The 15,393-nt window shown below is 54.9% G+C and carries 14 protein-coding genes; 3 read left to right on the top strand and 11 right to left on the bottom strand.

Annotated features, from left to right (window positions below; genetic code table 11):
* Position 1: 1 nt before the first annotated feature.
* Complete coding sequence (locus tag G462_RS23835; protein ID WP_026958506.1) at positions 2–1,552, bottom strand: di-heme oxidoredictase family protein; 1,551 nt, start codon at positions 1,550–1,552, stop codon at positions 2–4.
* Positions 1,553–1,588: 36 nt separating this feature from the next.
* Positions 1,589–3,577, bottom strand: a complete 1,989-nt coding sequence (locus G462_RS0107790) for a family 31 carbohydrate-binding protein (RefSeq protein WP_026958505.1) — start codon at positions 3,575–3,577, stop codon at positions 1,589–1,591.
* 442 nt (positions 3,578–4,019) lie between these two features.
* On the opposite strand from G462_RS0107790, the gene G462_RS0107785 reads away from it, so the two are divergent.
* Positions 4,020–4,691 (top strand): NAD-dependent epimerase/dehydratase family protein, encoded by a 672-nt coding sequence (locus G462_RS0107785; protein ID WP_084404974.1) that lies wholly within the window; start codon positions 4,020–4,022, stop codon positions 4,689–4,691.
* 24 nt (positions 4,692–4,715) lie between these two features.
* Here the strand turns inward: G462_RS0107785 and G462_RS0107780 are convergent, their stop codons facing one another.
* Positions 4,716–5,087, bottom strand: coding sequence for a hypothetical protein (locus tag G462_RS0107780; RefSeq protein WP_026958503.1), 372 nt, complete (start codon positions 5,085–5,087; stop codon positions 4,716–4,718).
* 178 nt (positions 5,088–5,265) lie between these two features.
* Between G462_RS0107780 and G462_RS0107770 the strand changes: the two genes are divergently transcribed.
* Positions 5,266–5,748, top strand: coding sequence for a DUF2947 family protein (locus tag G462_RS0107770; RefSeq protein ID WP_026958502.1), 483 nt, complete (start codon positions 5,266–5,268; stop codon positions 5,746–5,748).
* A gap of 266 nt (positions 5,749–6,014) precedes the next feature.
* Entirely contained in the window at positions 6,015–6,653 is a 639-nt protein-coding gene (locus tag G462_RS23830; RefSeq protein WP_051326603.1) for a carbohydrate binding domain-containing protein, read from the top strand.
* A gap of 85 nt (positions 6,654–6,738) precedes the next feature.
* Here G462_RS23830 and pstB read toward each other — a convergent pair whose 3' ends face one another.
* The 8 genes from pstB to G462_RS0107725 all read right to left on the bottom strand — a co-directional run bounded on the left by pstB (position 6,739) and on the right by G462_RS0107725 (position 15,151).
* Positions 6,739–7,488 carry a phosphate ABC transporter ATP-binding protein PstB gene (pstB, locus tag G462_RS0107760; protein ID WP_026958501.1) on the bottom strand — a complete coding sequence of 250 codons (750 nt, stop codon included), beginning with the start codon at positions 7,486–7,488 and terminating at the stop codon, positions 6,739–6,741.
* Between the two features lie 9 nt (positions 7,489–7,497).
* On the bottom strand, positions 7,498–8,343 hold the full coding sequence (pstA, locus tag G462_RS0107755) for a phosphate ABC transporter permease PstA (RefSeq protein WP_035477175.1): 846 nt from the start codon (positions 8,341–8,343) through the stop codon (positions 7,498–7,500).
* Positions 8,343–9,278: a phosphate ABC transporter permease subunit PstC gene (gene pstC, locus G462_RS0107750; RefSeq protein ID WP_051326602.1), complete on the bottom strand. Its 936-nt coding sequence runs from the start codon at positions 9,276–9,278 to the stop codon at positions 8,343–8,345. Before pstC ends, pstA begins: the two co-directional genes overlap by 1 nt.
* A gap of 87 nt (positions 9,279–9,365) precedes the next feature.
* Positions 9,366–10,181 (bottom strand): phosphate ABC transporter substrate-binding protein, encoded by an 816-nt coding sequence (locus G462_RS0107745; protein ID WP_026958498.1) that lies wholly within the window; start codon positions 10,179–10,181, stop codon positions 9,366–9,368.
* A gap of 223 nt (positions 10,182–10,404) precedes the next feature.
* Positions 10,405–10,944 (bottom strand): DUF924 family protein, encoded by a 540-nt coding sequence (locus tag G462_RS0107740; protein ID WP_026958497.1) that lies wholly within the window; start codon positions 10,942–10,944, stop codon positions 10,405–10,407.
* Positions 10,945–10,984: 40 nt separating this feature from the next.
* The gene (locus G462_RS0107735) at positions 10,985–11,482 is read right to left on the bottom strand and encodes a hypothetical protein (RefSeq protein WP_157378577.1); all 498 of its coding nucleotides are present in this window, start codon (positions 11,480–11,482) and stop codon (positions 10,985–10,987) included.
* Positions 11,457–12,071: a helix-turn-helix transcriptional regulator gene (locus tag G462_RS0107730; RefSeq protein ID WP_026958495.1), complete on the bottom strand. Its 615-nt coding sequence runs from the start codon at positions 12,069–12,071 to the stop codon at positions 11,457–11,459. The genes G462_RS0107735 and G462_RS0107730 overlap by 26 nt, the downstream gene beginning before the upstream one ends.
* A 218-nt stretch (positions 12,072–12,289) precedes the next feature.
* The gene (locus tag G462_RS0107725; protein WP_342664475.1) at positions 12,290–15,151 is read right to left on the bottom strand and encodes an FAD-binding and (Fe-S)-binding domain-containing protein; all 2,862 of its coding nucleotides are present in this window, start codon (positions 15,149–15,151) and stop codon (positions 12,290–12,292) included.
* Between the last annotated feature and the right edge of the window lie 242 nt (positions 15,152–15,393).

Raw genomic sequence — 15,393 nt, 5'->3', positions numbered from 1 at the left:
CTTACAAGCTGTTCAAGAACTTGATGACCTTGTCCAGATCACCACTTTGCTCAAGCGCGGTGCGCTCTTCGATGGCTTCTTCTTGGTGCAGCGAGATAGCCTCTTCCAGGCTGCTGGCGCGACCGTCATGCATAAACAGGGTCGGCAAGCCGCGGCGGTTGAGGATCTCGATATTACGACCGATGCCCCAGAGTGGCGGCGTGCGGTACATGCTGCCGGTACCGATATCGTGCAGCTTCATATCGGTGTAGGGGCGGATGTAGATATCACGCAGTGACTCCGGCGCATCGCTGCGGGTTTTCTGCGTCGGTTGGTGACAATCGATACAGCCGGCGTTGTGGAAGGCCACCTCCCCTTCCGCCACTTCCGGATCGGTGTATGAGCTGTACTTGCGCACTGGCACGTGCAGCAGCTCGGTGTAGTTCACCACCCGTTCGAACTCTTCCAGACCGATATCTTCAGGAAGTAGGCCGTGGTCATTCCACAGCGCATTGGTGGTTTGCTGACGTACATCCGCCACCGAACCATCCCAGGTCAGGCCGACTTCAGCGCCTTCGATCCAGCTCAGCAGACCGCTGCCGTAGGTAGGCGGCGCAATCAGCGGACCTTTAGGCGTGTTGGCAACAAACGGGCTACGGCCATCGCGCACGTGGCAGTCGCCACAACTGGCATTGCCCTCTGGCTGGATCACGTTGCCGTCTACGTCGGCCAACTCAACCGAGCCGGGGAAGCCGGTGCTGCCTTCACGGGCGCCTAACTCATCGCTCACGCCATGGAATAGGTGGTGGCCGAGCAAGAAGTCGTTCACCAGATCCGGGTCGACCACGGTGGTCAGATGCTGAGTAAAGGCCGCATCACGCTCGTCGTTTTCCACTGGGTTACAGCCGTCAGAGTGAACCATCCGCACACCCGCACGGCCTGAAGAGTTCAAGCGAGGATCACCGGTGGACGTGGTAAAGCCAGCCCCCGGGGTGGTGTATTGCATGGTGTTGTAGACCTGCGAGCTAATGCGATCGCCGCCGTACTTGGAGTTGTCGGCCGTTGGGAAGGTTGCCTCCCAGCTCATGATCTGCCCGTAGTCCCACACATCTGCAGGGATCGGGTAGGCGTTCACCGTGTACTGCGGCCCCTGACAGTTACCGGCGCCCCACTCCAATAGCTCGATACGCATCGGCGCTACACTGGCATCGGCTTGGATGGCAATGTTACCCGGCTCATCGATAAAGTGAGTGGCGTAACGCTCCAGGCCAGACAGTGGCGACATGTTGTAGGGTAGCGCGTCGAAAATGGACTCTTCGGTACGATCCCGTGAGTGTGGGTGACCATGACGCATCCAGTTGGCGCTGTGGTAAGTCGTCTTGCCACGCTGGTCTGGGTCGATACGATCGTCTGGATTGGCCTCGTCATAGACGAACAGCGCCGAGTATTCCCAGTTACCATCGGGGTCGAGGTTCACTTCGCCGTACTTGCGGTAACGGAAGAAGTAGTAGTACTCGCCATAACAAGCACCGGGGATATCGGCTTTATATGGCCCCGCCAAGGTGCCGGGCATATCCGCCTTGTGGAACTGGATCTGGTTGTTGGAGCACTAGAACTCCAGGCTTGGATCCTTGGCCTGACGCGGCGCGCCATAACCGCCCCACGGTGAGAACTGGGCAATCAAGCCGTTATCCATCGCCGCGTTGTGGCCTGCATGCCAAGTGATGGTGCGGCCATCCAGATCGAAGGTGAAACCATACAGACGAGGCTTCTTGCCAAGGATCGGTGTCTTCAGCGCCGGAGCGGGATAATCCACCAGTGGCAGCTGAGGAATCAACTCCACAGAAGCGACCCACCAAGCGTTATTCACGCCATGGCCTGAGGTATCGCTAGCCTCCGCATCACCTACGTAGAAGTACAGCGGACGGCCGTCGTAGGTTACCTGATACTCGATGATCTCAACTGGCTCACCGCAGTCATCCAGCTCGGTGCGCACACGTTCGATGGTGGCAAACTCGCCGGTTACACCACCCACAGGTGCAAAGCTATCCGGGCTATCCACCAATAGCGCAGGCCAGGTTTTCAGGCAGTCCTCATCACATGCGCTGCTCAGGTAGCCATCGTCGTCGAAGGTGTACAGGGTAAAGCCGGGCTGTGCGGTTGCCGTACCCGCCTTCAGGTAAGGACCAAACTCAGGGCTGTGCACCACCGAGCCAATGGCCACTTTGACCGGCTCGCTGGGGCCGCCATCACCGCCGTCGCCCCCTGCGATATAGCAAGGCGACTCGCTCAGACCTTCTCCGGGTTTCAATTGAGTGCTAAAGATGCATTGCCCACCATTGAACTGACCACCTTGCAGGCGGATCTCCAAATCATAAGTGATGGCCGCGTCCACCGAGGCCAGCTCGGTTTGATAGCGCTGATAGTAAGCCCCCGTTTGCTCGGTGTGATCAAACGGCCCGGTTTCAGGCAGGTTCGGGGCATTGTTTTGCAAGCCTAAGATGGCAAAACCGGGGTTGTGACCAGCCATTGATCGGTGATAAACCACACCGCCGTTGGTCAGGCCAAGCACAAAGCCATCGCCATACTCAGCACCCGGGTCGACCTCAACGGGCGGCTCGCCACAGGTGTTGTCGTCCCCCACAAAGAATGCGGCGGTGGCAGTGGCCGTAGCGCCTTGGTCATCGGTGGCAACGGTACGTAAGGCGTAATCGCCTTTTACCAAGTTTCCGATAGACCACTGATAAGGCGCGCTTTGCAGCACACCAGCCGACAGCTCGATGCCCGCCGGTTCGGTATAGAGTAACTCGACCCCTTCAATCTGGCCGTCGGCATCGCTGGCCACTACGCTAATCGCCGCATTATCGCCGGCTTTCAGGCCACTGGGGAGGCTGGCAAAGCTGACCGAAGGCGCTTGGTTCTCATCGCCACCATTGTCCGCGACCGCCACGATGCTGATGCTGTCTTCGGCGGTGGCGCCATCATCATCGCTGGCTACTACCCGAAGTAGGTAATCGCCCGCTTGAACAGTAGTAATCTGCCATTGATAAGGCGCTGCGCTGAGCGCGCTCACCGGCGACTCGCCACTGCCCGGCTCAGTGAGGTAAAGGGCTACCGTATCCACGCTGCCATCGCTATCGCTGGCACTGGCGGTCACGCTTACAGACTCACCCACCACGACCGATGTCGGCTGGACAGAGAGGCTTACTGTGGGCGGCTGATTTACCGGTGGCGTGGTGCCACCACTGCCACTGGCAACCACCGGGATATCCTGGGAGATATATTGCCCGGTGACGTTATCTTGAATCTGGATTTTGATGTTGTAACTGGCGCCCACCTCCACCGATTGCTCGGTGACTGCGCGCTGCCAGCGGCCGTCGACCAATGCGCCACTGACGCAGTAGTTATCGACGCACAGGTAGTTCCAACTCCCTGTCCAGCCCTGATCATCAAAATAGACCGTTGCCTGGTCGCCGCTAACCTCTATCCCTTGGTCTGCGAGTGCGCCACTGGCACCGGTGAAAGAAATGGCCGCCACCAATGAGCTGAGCAGCAGCCTGCGCGAGCCCGCGCGTGTTCGGCTTGCAAGTACTGACATTGTCACTCTCCATGTCTGGTTGTTGCCGAGCACCGTACAACTGAAACCGGTTACATTTTCACTAATTAAAAAAGGCAAACTCACTTCCCGACACAGGAATGCTATTTACACTTTACATACTAGCAACACAATTAGAGCATTATTTCGACTACAAAAACAAATAACTAAAATGACAATTAGGTGGTGGTTTCGAAATATTTCTAGTCGCTTCACAGATTTTGCAGGACGATTATCTAGCAGATCACAAAACATAGCTAAAGTTGCCAAAGATAACTCGCAATGACCTTTGGCAAAGTGTGGGGTACTATTGAAGGCAAGGATGCGCGAATTAACAACTATCGCTAATCCCTTGCCAGGCCTGAGGTTTTGCCTCGCATAACAGCAATCAACTAAGCGCGATGAGAGTCGCTTCCCTGAGACACCTCCAACAATTGGACACGGGATGAAAATATTACTGTTTGGTGCAAGTGGAATGGTTGGCAGCCTGCTGCTATCGCTATGTTTAAACTCGCCGCAAGTGAGCCAGGTGACCATCGTGGTGCGCAAGGCGACCGGCAGGAGCCACTCCAAACTTCAGGAAGTCATTGATACCCAGTGGATGAATCCGCAACAGCCTAAGGATTACCTGCAGGATGTGGATATCTGTTTCTACTGTGTGGGGGTCTATCTTGGTCAGGTTGGCCGAGCCCAGTACAAAGAGATTGCCGGCAATTACGCGCTGCGGGTGGCGAGCCCTCTGGCAGAGGTCAGCCCCCATGCCCAGTTTCATTTTCTTAGCAGCCGCGGCGCCGATCGCAGCCAAAGCAGCGGGTTTTTACCGGGCAAGGTGTTGGGCCACGCAGAATCGCAGCTAGAAGAGGTGTTAGATACTCGATTGTGCTGCTATCGTCCCGGCTATATCTATCCGGTGGTGCGTCGTCAGGAGCCACATATCGGCTATCGCCTAATGCGCCAGTTGTATCCGCCTTTGAGCACCCTGTTCCCGGATATGGGGATCGCCTCGGACTACTTGGCGCTGGCCATGCTAAGCAACGCCTTAAGCGACGCCCCCCAGTTCATTATGGAGAACGCCGACCTGCGCCGCTTAGCCGAGCTGCAAGCGCTGGCTGACTAACCAGCACGGCTCGCCCAGAATGCTCTAGGTAATCGATGGCCAATCGCCGTAGTTGGCGTCGCCGTGGTATACCTTGGCCTCATCCAGCGGGAAGAAGCCTTCAACTACCGCCTTCACTTTGGCCAGTACCTGGTCACGCTCTTCCAGATCGGCGAAGTAGCTCACGGCTACATGGTCCTGATTATCAAAGTAGGCGTGGAAGATATCCCAGCCGTTATCGGCTTCTAGCGTAACCAGTGCGTCGTCCAGCTCTTCGAAACGCTCAACGTCGGCAGCAAAACGCAGCTCCAGACAGTCTACGGCATAAGGACCAATCGCCATTTTCTTCATATGGCGATGCTTGTGATGGCGCTTTACTTCAGGCTTGAAGTAGTTGGGGATGGAGATAATTTCCATGGATGTCCTCTGAGACAAAGCTCTTCGATAGTAAACATGCGATGCCCAAGCGGCATCTTTTCGGTGGCGGAGCATACGGCATGCCCACACAACAAACAAGCCTAGCGCAGATAGTTGATTTAGCCGCGCGGCCACTGCTGATACAATGACGGCGTTTATCTCAAAAGTTGGTCACTACATGAACTATTTCCCTCTCGAGCAGCATAAAAAAGCGTGGATTTTTCGTCGCCAGGATCTGCCCATCAACGACAATGACAAGCAGGCCATCAAGCCGATGACAGAGCCGCGCGCGCAAGAGCTCTGGAAGCAAATGGTCAGTCGCCAAGTTGATCACCCGGACTTTTTTCGCAGTGGCGACTGGGCCTTTAATGTAGAGACCTGGCAGGAGCAAGGGAACTGGGAAGAGGTGTGGGACAGCGAGCAGGCCGCGCTGCCCGAGCTACTGCTCGATACCTTGCAGTGGGAAGACAACACCATCGTTTACTACTGTAACGACCAATACAGCGTAATAGAAACCACCTGGGGCACCTTCAAGCGCTGCTGGAAGAATTTCCTGTTTATGGACGACGGCGCGCTGCTGCTTGGTAAGCGCCGCACCGAGGTCGCTCAATTCTTGGCGAACGGCAGTTTTCGCACCGGGACCAAGCCTAAGCAGTTGTAATACCAATCTACATAAGTAACTGTTCGCCTTCAGCGTTCTCACTTTGCATTTTGCGAGTGCTCATTCGATAGGCGCTTGCAAAAATGCGAACGCTCCTCACTACTTCTTATAACTCCCTGTAAATTAGTCTATTTTCCATACTTGCTCGATTATTGATGTCTATATTAGTGATAACCACTTTCACTCACTGATATCGATTCATTTTCACCGGATTTGGGGAACAGGCTATACAACGATTTATTCTGGCGCTGATTTGTACGGCAACAATGACCTCTGCCAACGCCAACCTATTGCTCAACGGCAGCTTTGAAGACAACAGCCTCAAACAAGGAAAGTGGTCTTACTTTAACAGCGACGACGTGCAAGGCTGGTCGGGCGATAACATCGAGATATGGCACAACATGTTCTCGATTGACGCCACCGACGGACAGCAGCACATCGAGCTTAATGCCCACTGCAATAACAAAGGCAAGCCTTGCCCCGAGGGTAACTACGAGATATTTCAAGCGTTCGCCACCAACCCCGGAGAGGTTTATCAGTTCGGCTTTGACTACCGTGCGCGAACCAAACGGGAAGAGCGTTTTGCGGTAAGCATCGTCAATGACCTGAGCGAACTGCTGTACTACCGCGAATTTGATGACCACCGCAACCGAGCCTGGAACGCGCTTGACGCGCAGTTCACGGCCGACGGCCTGGGGGCTTCTATCCACTTCCAAGCGCTAAGTGGCGGTAGTATGGGGAATCTGATTGATGATGTGTATGTTGAATCTCAGCCGCTGCGCTTGGCCAGCTTCGCCTCAGTCAACGAGCCGGATGCCCGCTACCTGCTATTGATTGCGCTGATTTGGTTAGCCTTGGGCAGCAAAATCTTTGGCATCAGAAAGCGCTTAAAGGCGCAAGCTTAGCTCGCAAAACTCTCCCAAATCCTAAACGTGAAAAAGCCAGACAGTCCCTTGCCTGGTTTTTTCGAGAGTAGAGGGTTACTTAAGATTAACCGAAGTCACCGTTTACATAGCCTTTGGTGCGTTCGTCTTGAGGAGAGTTAAAGATCTGCGCGGTTTCGCCGTGCTCTACCAGCTCACCCATCCAGAATACCGCCGTCTTGTCCGAGATACGCTTAGCTTGGTTCATAGAGTGGGTCACGATCACGATGGTGTAGTCTTTACGCAGCTCTTCCATCAACTCTTCAATCTTGTGGGTCGCGATAGGATCCAGTGCCGAGGTCGGCTCATCCATCAAGATTACTTCTGGCTGGATAGCAATCGCACGCGCAATACACAGACGCTGCTGCTGGCCGCCCGACAGACCAAAGGCATGGCCGTCTAGTCGATCGCTCACTTCATCCCACAACGCGGCGCCACGTAGCGCATTTTCAACCGCTTCATCGATAATCTTCTTATCGCGAATGCCTTGGGCGCGCAGGCCGTAGGCCACGTTTTCGTAGATGCTCATCGGGAACGGGTTGGGCTTTTGGAAAACCATGCCCACTTTCATACGCAGGCCGCCCACGTTGCGCTCTTGATAGATATCGTCGCCATCGAGAGACACGTTACCGGTGATCTTTACGTTCTCGATCAGATCGTTCATACGGTTCAAGGTGCGCAGCAGGGTAGATTTACCACAACCCGATGGGCCAATCAGTGCAGTCACTTTACGCTCAGGGATCGGCAGGTTAATGCCTTTTAGCGCGTGGTTTTCACCGTAGTATAGGTTTAAGTCTTTAACATCAAACTTATTCATAACTGTCTCTTAGTAGGTCGCTTTGTTTAGACGGCGACCAATTAGCTTGGTCACAAGGTTGATAGCCAGTACCAGTACAATCAGTACCGTTGCCGTTGCATAGGCTTGGTTCCAATCGTGAACGGTGTATAGCTCTGTGGTGAGTTTGTACAGGTGTACCGTTAGGGTACGACCAGAATCAAGTACTGAATCAGGGATACGGGCCACCATACCGGCAGTCAAAAATACTGGCGCAGATTCGCCAATAACACGGCCGGTACTTAGGATTACCGAGGTGATAATACCCGGCATCGCCGATGGCAAAATTACTCGCCAAATGGTGTAGATCTTAGAGGCGCCCAGGCCGTAAGAGCCTTCACGGTAGGCCAGCGGCACCGCAATCAGCGCTTCTTCAGTGGTACGGATGATAACCGGTAGGATCAAGATGGTCAGGGTCAAGGCACCCGACAAGATCGAGAAGCCTAAGCCCAGGGTTACCACGAAGAAGGTCATACCGAACAGGCCGTAGATAATCGACGGAATACCGGCCAGCGACTCGGTACAGAAGCGGATAACCTTCACCACTTTACTGCCGGGCTTGGCGTATTCAGTCAAGAACAGCGCGGTCATAATGCCGATTGGCGCGGCAATGGCGATGGACAGAATCACCATGTAGATGGTCGATACGATCATCGGCCAGATACCGGAGTTTTCTTTATCAGTCACCGAGTAGTTGGCGCTGATAAAGGTCCAGTCTACGTACGACAAACCGTTCGCCAGGATATGCCACAACATCCATACCAGGAAGATGATGGTCAGGCTGGCTCCGCCCCAGATCAGTGACAGGGCAATTCTATCTTCAATCGTTCGACGCATTATCTTGCCTTCTCTCGGTTGAGGTATAACAGGGTGGCGTTAAGCACCATAACAAACACCAGCAGTACAATACCGGTGGTGTATAGCGCGCTAGAGTGCAGGCCGGTTGCGTAGGCCATTTCCATCGCAATGTTAGCAGTTAGCGAGCGGGCAGAATCGAGCAAGTGACGCGGCATCGCCGGCGAGTTACCCATCACCATGATAATCGCCATGGTCTCACCGATGGCGCGGGCAATACCCAGTACCACACCGGCCAAGATACCCGAGCGAGCCGCAGGCAGTAGCACTTTAAAGATGGTGAACATCGGTGAAGCACCCAGCGCCAGTGAGCCCTCTTTGTAGCTGCGAGGTACGGCGCGCAGCGCAGTCTCGGAGATGGCAATCACGGTGGGCAGAATCATCACCGCCAGTACGATAATCGCGGCCATCAGGGTGTTACCGGCAGGAATGTTAAACACCTTCTCCACCATCGGTACGATAATCACCAGGCCAAAGAAGCCGTAAACCACCGAAGGAATACCGGCCAGCAGCTCGACCGCAGGGCGTACCACGTCAGCCACGCGCTTAGGCGCCACTTCAGCCAGGAAGATAGCGGTTAGCAGGGCAACCGGTACACCGATAACCACCGCGCCTAGTGCTGAAATCAGCGAGGCCACGATCATTGGGGCAATACCAAACAGTACCGGTGGCACCCACTCCATGCCGAACACAAAATTGGTTACACCGGCATAGCTCAGCGCTGGCATGCCTTCTTTAATCAAGAAGTAGCCGATAAGCCCTACCGAAAACACCCCAATAAAGGCGCTCAGCATGAACAAGTATTTGAATAGGTGATTGGCCCAGTCAACTCGGTTGGCTGATGCCTCTAGTGCTTTCACTACCTGCCCTGACTGCTTCGCAGTGGGGGCGTGGTTTACAGTTACTACGTCACTCATAATCTTCACTTCGTTGTAAACGCAACAAAGAGGCAACCACTACTGGCCGCCCCTTCCTTTTAAGTAAATCCCTGTTTTTTATAGGAACTACTGAACGTCGATGTAACCTTCGCTTTCGATGATTTGTGCACCTTCTTCACCCATGATGAAGTCGATGAAACGCTGAGCTTCAGCTGCAGTGTCTTCTTGAACCATCAGTACGAATGGACGTGCAACACCGTACTCACCAGCGCGGATAGCTTCTTTAGTTGCTGGAGCGCCGTCTACTTTAACAGTGCGCAGAGACTCATCTACTGAACCCAGAGAGATGTAGCCGATTGCAGCAGGGTTGTTAGCAACCAAGGTTTTGATTGCACCGTTACCGCTTTGTACTTGTGCGCGTGGAGAGATAGCAGTCACTTTCTGACCGTTAATCTTGCGAATCAGACCCATGATGTCTTCGAATGCACCACGAGTACCTGAACCTACTTCACGGGTTACTGCAACGATTGGCATGTTAGCGCCGCCAACTTCGCTCCAGTTAGTGATTTCACCCATGTAGATTTTCTTAACTTGCTCAGCAGACAGGTCTTGAACGCCGTTGGCGTTGTTCACTGCTACTGCGATACCGTCCATCGCCATAGTGAATTGCTTAACGCCAGCTTTCAGCTCGTCGTCAGCAACTGCACGAGAAGACATACCAATCATGCTGGTACCGTCGTTGGCTGCACGGATACCTGCGCCAGAACCAGTACCTTGTACTTCTACAGCATCAGCTTGTGTGGCTTGGTATTTCTCAGCCAGTACTTCCATAACACCGGTTACAGAGGTAGAGCCAGAAGCAGTTACAGTGCTAGCAGCGTAAGCAGAGGCACCAAACATTAGCGATACAGCGCTGATAGATGAGATGATTAGGTTTTTCACGATACTACTCTCTAAAGTTGTTTATTGGGGGTCACGTCTCCTGTGACTCGACGCAGATTAAAACAAGTCAATGTGACAGCCACATGACAGTTAGTGAAATATTTTAAGATAGAGAGAATCGGCGAAACTTTAGACAGGCACTTTAGGTTTTATTTACAACTAAAAACCATAAAAAACCTATCACCTACGATAGCCGCATGTCAGTAACCGTCTGCGCTTGCGACTAAAACGACGAGCCTGGAGTGTTAAGAAACTCGCGCTCTTCAGGGCTGCTAGTACGCCCAAGGAGGGTATTACGGTGCGGGTAGCGACCAAAGCGTTCGATAATCCGCGCATGCTGCGCGGCGAAGTCATAATTCTGCTCCAGCCCCGGCTGGGAGAACAAGGCTACGCTTTGCTGCTGAATGACTCGGCTCTCCGAGTGCATAAATGGCATATACAAAAAAGCCTGCTGGATAGGTGCAAGCACCTTGTCCTGATAGTTAGCGATGGCTTGCTGAGCCAACACCAAAGCCACTGAGTCATAAGCAAAGGCTTGCGGGCTATCGCGGAAGATGTTGCGAGAGAACTGGTCCAGCACAATCACTTCGGCCAGCGCGCCTTGGGCTCGCACCCGCCAATAGGCGAGCTCTCCAGCAGCCGCAGCCCGGTGAAATACTGCAAAGCGCCGCTCCACTTCCCGGTCAAAGGCTAGGTCTTTTTCAAACCATTGGGCAGGTCGGCATTCTGAGAACCAGAAGTTCAGTACGTCCATGTAGTGCATTGCTCTCTCCCCTCTCCCTCTCTACTCTCTAGCTTTAATGCTAACAGCCACAATCTCCTTGCAGTAGCCACTCACACTGCTGGTAGTTACCGGCAATTGCCAGCTGGGCCACATAGTGCACCACTTCACAGCCGGCCTTACCCCACTCACAGCGCGGGGCAGCCACCACCTTTAGGTTGATAGCTTGATTATGCCAGCGCCAACGGTGCAACTGCTGCTGGCCGGCTTCACTGAGCATCTCTGTGCTGCGGCTGCCCCATATAGGTTGTGCGCGCCCATCGCGGTTTAGGATGGGATCGGAGCCATCGAGTTGGGTCTGCAGCAGAATGCGGGTTGGGTTGCCAGCCACGGTGGGCAGGTAGAAGCTACACGCGCAGCCATAGTATTGTTGATTTGCTGGAATCTGATTGAGTTGGCAGTCGCTGGCTTGGGCATTAATCGCAGGGAACAGCAGGCCTGCAAACAGCGCAACCACCGCACGCGCTCCCCAAAGGCTCTTTAATAAGCGCCAGCTAGGACTTAACCAGATAGTAGGCACAGCGCCGCGCTCCCTGCACAATGTGTTCTTGGCGTGACACCTGATAGCCCTCAAACAAGTAGCCCAACATCGCTAACTCTGAGCGACACAGCTTTTGGCAGGTGCTGGCGGCGGCGCAGATAGGGCAGTGATCTTCGATAAACAGGTAGCCTTGATCATGGGTGGCCCAGCTGGCCAAGTAGCCCTCTTCACTGCGGCGGCGAGTAAAGGCATCCAGCTTGGCTTCGACATCCTCAAGCGGGCTTAGCAGCCGCTGATAGTTGGCCAGACTTTGCTGTTCACGTTTTGCAACCAGCTGCTCCAGCCCTTCATCACCAAACACCTGCTCAACGGCGCTGAGTAGCTGCACGCTAAGGTCGCTGTGCGAGTCGGGAAAGCGCGCATGGCCGCTGGCGGTCAGGCGCCAAAAGCGGGTCGGTCGACCCACTTTCACCTTTTGCTCATGGAATTCCACTAAGCCTTGCTGCTCTAGCTGGTGCAGGTGCTGGCGCACCCCCATGGTGGTCATGCTGAGCTGATCGGCCAGCATTTTTACGCTCTGCTGACCATGGCGCTTAATGGTAAATAAGATTTGTTCGCTACTTTTCATCTCCGTCATTATTGAGGGCGATGACGATTATGTAAAGTTAGTACTTTATTAATTAGCCTGAACTTGGGGGAGGTTCACGCCCAAGGTGAGCTCTTCCTATTCTCTGGCTGGCTCGCGCCGCCGTCGACGTTTCGCCAGCCACTTGCTATTACGTGATGTAGTAACGGCTTGTTCTGCCTTTTGCTGCGACTCAATAGGCTTAAGCAGTGCCTGTGGGTTCATAGACTGACCTCGTCGACCAGATAGACAATCGATTGATAGGGAATACCGCTGTGTTTCATTAAGCCAATCTCACAGGTGCGGCTATTGCTGTAGCCGCGCGAGCAACCTTCCGGCACTTGCTCACGTAAGCGCTCCAGGGCACTGGCATTAAGTTCTGGATGGCTGAAGCCTTTGTCGCCCGCCCAGCCGCAGCAATAGATCTGCTCTGGCAGTACCGCCTCAGGTGCACAGGCCTTGGCCAAGCCCATAAAGGCCTGTTCAACCCCCATCCGCCGCGAGCTACAGGTCAGATGCAACATGATGGGCTGCTGCAACGGCAAGATTTCCAGCCGTGGCAAGGCGTGCTGGTAGATAAAGCCCACCGGCTCGTAGATCGCCATATCTTGAGTAAACTGCTCTTGGCTGCGTTTGGCACAGGGGCTAGTGTCCATCAGCACTGGCCAGCGACCTTGCTCACTGGCCTGCCATAGCAGCGCTTCCAGCTGCTTGGATTTCGCCTCACTTTGCGCGGCAAAGCCTTTGCTGTGATAGGGCAAGCCGCAGCAGCTGCCGCCAATCCCCTCGGGAACAATCACCTCAAAGCCAGCCTTTTCCAGCACCGAGCAGGTGGCCTCTTGCAGTGAGCGTTGATCAAGCGCGTCAGCCGGCGGCCCCATGGTGCGTGACGCACAGGAAGGAAAATACACCACCTTGTCGGGGTGGAACACCCGCTTGGGCTTGAAGCTGGCTGCAGCCTTAGGGAAGGCCGGACTCCATTGCTGCAGCGCTGGCTGCTTGGTCAGCTTGCCGGCCCCATGGGTGAGCTTGCCCATCACCTTTTCGCCCAGTAGCTGCTGGGTGAAATCCATCAACTGCAGACCGACCCGGCCACCACTGGCAAGACCGGCAAAGTGCTTGGCGCTCCAGCGCGCGATGGTCTCGCCGCGGCCCCCTTGTTGCGCCTCGGCCCGCAGCTTGCGCACCAGATCGCCGGTGTTGATCCCCACCGGGCAGCGATCGGCACACAGGCCTACTGCCGCGCAGGTATCGATGCCCTGATACTTGAAGTCTTTTTCCATCCTCGCCAAGCGCTCAGGCTGCTCCTGACTGCGCCTCAGGGCAGCTATCTCACGGTAGATAACAATCCGCTGGCGAGGAGTCAGGCTAAGCTTGCGCGAGGGGCAGACCGCCTCACAGAAGCCGCACTCGATGCACTTATCCACCAAGCTATCGGCGGCGGGCATCGGCTTTAAGTTTCGAATGTGCGCCTGCGAGTCAGGGTTGAGGATCACCCCTGGGTTGAGCAGGCCCTGCGGGTCAAACAGCTGCTTGATCTGCTGCATCAAGGCCATGCCCTGCTCGCCCCATTCCAACTCCACAAAGGGAGCCATGTTGCGCCCAGTGCCATGCTCCGCTTTTAGGGAGCCCTTATAATCCACCGCCACCAGCTGACTGACCGCCTGCATAAAGCCGTCGTAACGTGCCACCTCTTCCGGCGTATCAAAGCTTTGGGTGAACACGAAATGCAGGTTGCCCGCCAGTGCATGACCGAAGATCAGCGCCTCTTGGTAGCCATGTTCAACGAACAGCTGTTGCAGCGCCTCGACGCCTTCAGCCAGATGCTCAATCGGGAAGGCAACATCCTCAATCACCACCGTGGTGCCAGTGGCTCGCACCGCCCCCACCGCGGGGAACAGGCCCTTGCGAATAGCCCATAGTCGGCTGTATTCCTGCTCCAGCGGGGTAAACGCGACTTCGTTGCGGCGTGGGTGCGCTTCCAGACTTTTGATTAGCGCATTGCAACGCTGGGTTAGGCCGCTGGCGCTGCTGCTGCGTGCCTCCACCAGCAGGGCGCAGGCTTGCTTGTCTAAGTGCTGGATAAAATCTGGCATACCGGGCTGATCGGCCACCGAAGCCAGCGCCCGTCCATCCATCAGCTCCACCGCCGATACCGGCTTAGCGGCCAAGGTTTTGACTGCCTCACAGGCCTGTTGGTTATTGTCGAAGACCAACAAACACGAGGCTTTATGGGGATGGTCATCGACGGTTTGATAGGTCACGCTGGCAATAAAGCCTAGGGTACCCTCCGAGCCCACCATCAGGTGAGTCAGGATATCGATGGGGTCTTGATAATCAATCAGTGCGTTCAGGCTGTAGCCGGTGGTGTTCTTCAGGCGGTACTTGTGCTGAATCAGCGTACGCAGCTCTTTGTTGGCCACCGTTTGTTCAGCTAGCTGCTTAAGGCTTTGTAACAACCCGCCATGAGAAAAGCGAAAACGCTGCACACTAAGCGGGTCGGCAGTGTCCAACTCGCTGCCATCCGCCAGCACCAAGTGCATGCTTTTTAACGTGTTGTAGCTGTTTTGGGCAGTGCCACAGCACATCCCCGAGGCATTGTTGGCGACGATCCCGCCAATCTTACAGGCGGCAATCGAGGCCGGATCCGGGCCGATTTTCTTTTGATAGGGCGCCAAATAGCGGTTAGCATCCGCGCCAATCACACCGGGCTGGAGGCGGATGGCTTGTCCCTCTTCAAGGATCTGATGGCCGGTCCAATCATCGCTAAGCAGCAGTAACACCGAATCGCTGATTGCCTGACCCGACAAGCTGGTGCCCGCCGCGCGAAAGGTAAAGGGCAACGACAAATCACGGCAGCAAGCCATCACCCATTTTAGCTGGGCCAAGGAGCGCAGCTTGACCACCAGCTTGGGGATCAGCCGGTAAAAACTGGCGTCGGTGCCAAAGGCGAGGGTTTCGGTTTCGCCGCTAAGCACCTGCTCCGGTTCAAAGCTCTGCAGCAGCATCTGCTCAAGCTGCTGGTAGGCGTCGTCACGGTTGGTGGGGGTATCAGCTAGGTCGTGTTCACTGGGCATGTCCATCTGCACATCTCTCAGGGTTAGTTCTTGCTGGTTACACCCACTGCATGCGGGCTGGTTAGCGGTTTCGCGGCATCACACCGACATTATTGAGTGGTTGCTTAACAGAAATCGGCTCTCTACAGTGATGAATCCGCTATCACTCTGTAAATAACGATAGCAATACATCGACATAGTCGGGCTGTATCATCGTGCTTGGCTTAGCTTAGTGGCTAAGCTTAAGCCTCAGCTATTGGACTAAAGTC

The sequence above is a fragment of the Aliagarivorans taiwanensis DSM 22990 genome (genome assembly GCF_000429505.1).
Lineage (GTDB): Bacteria > Pseudomonadota > Gammaproteobacteria > Enterobacterales > Celerinatantimonadaceae > Aliagarivorans > Aliagarivorans taiwanensis.
The sequence above is the reverse complement of the archived record's forward strand: the minus strand, read 5'-3'. Positions and strand labels throughout refer to the sequence as shown.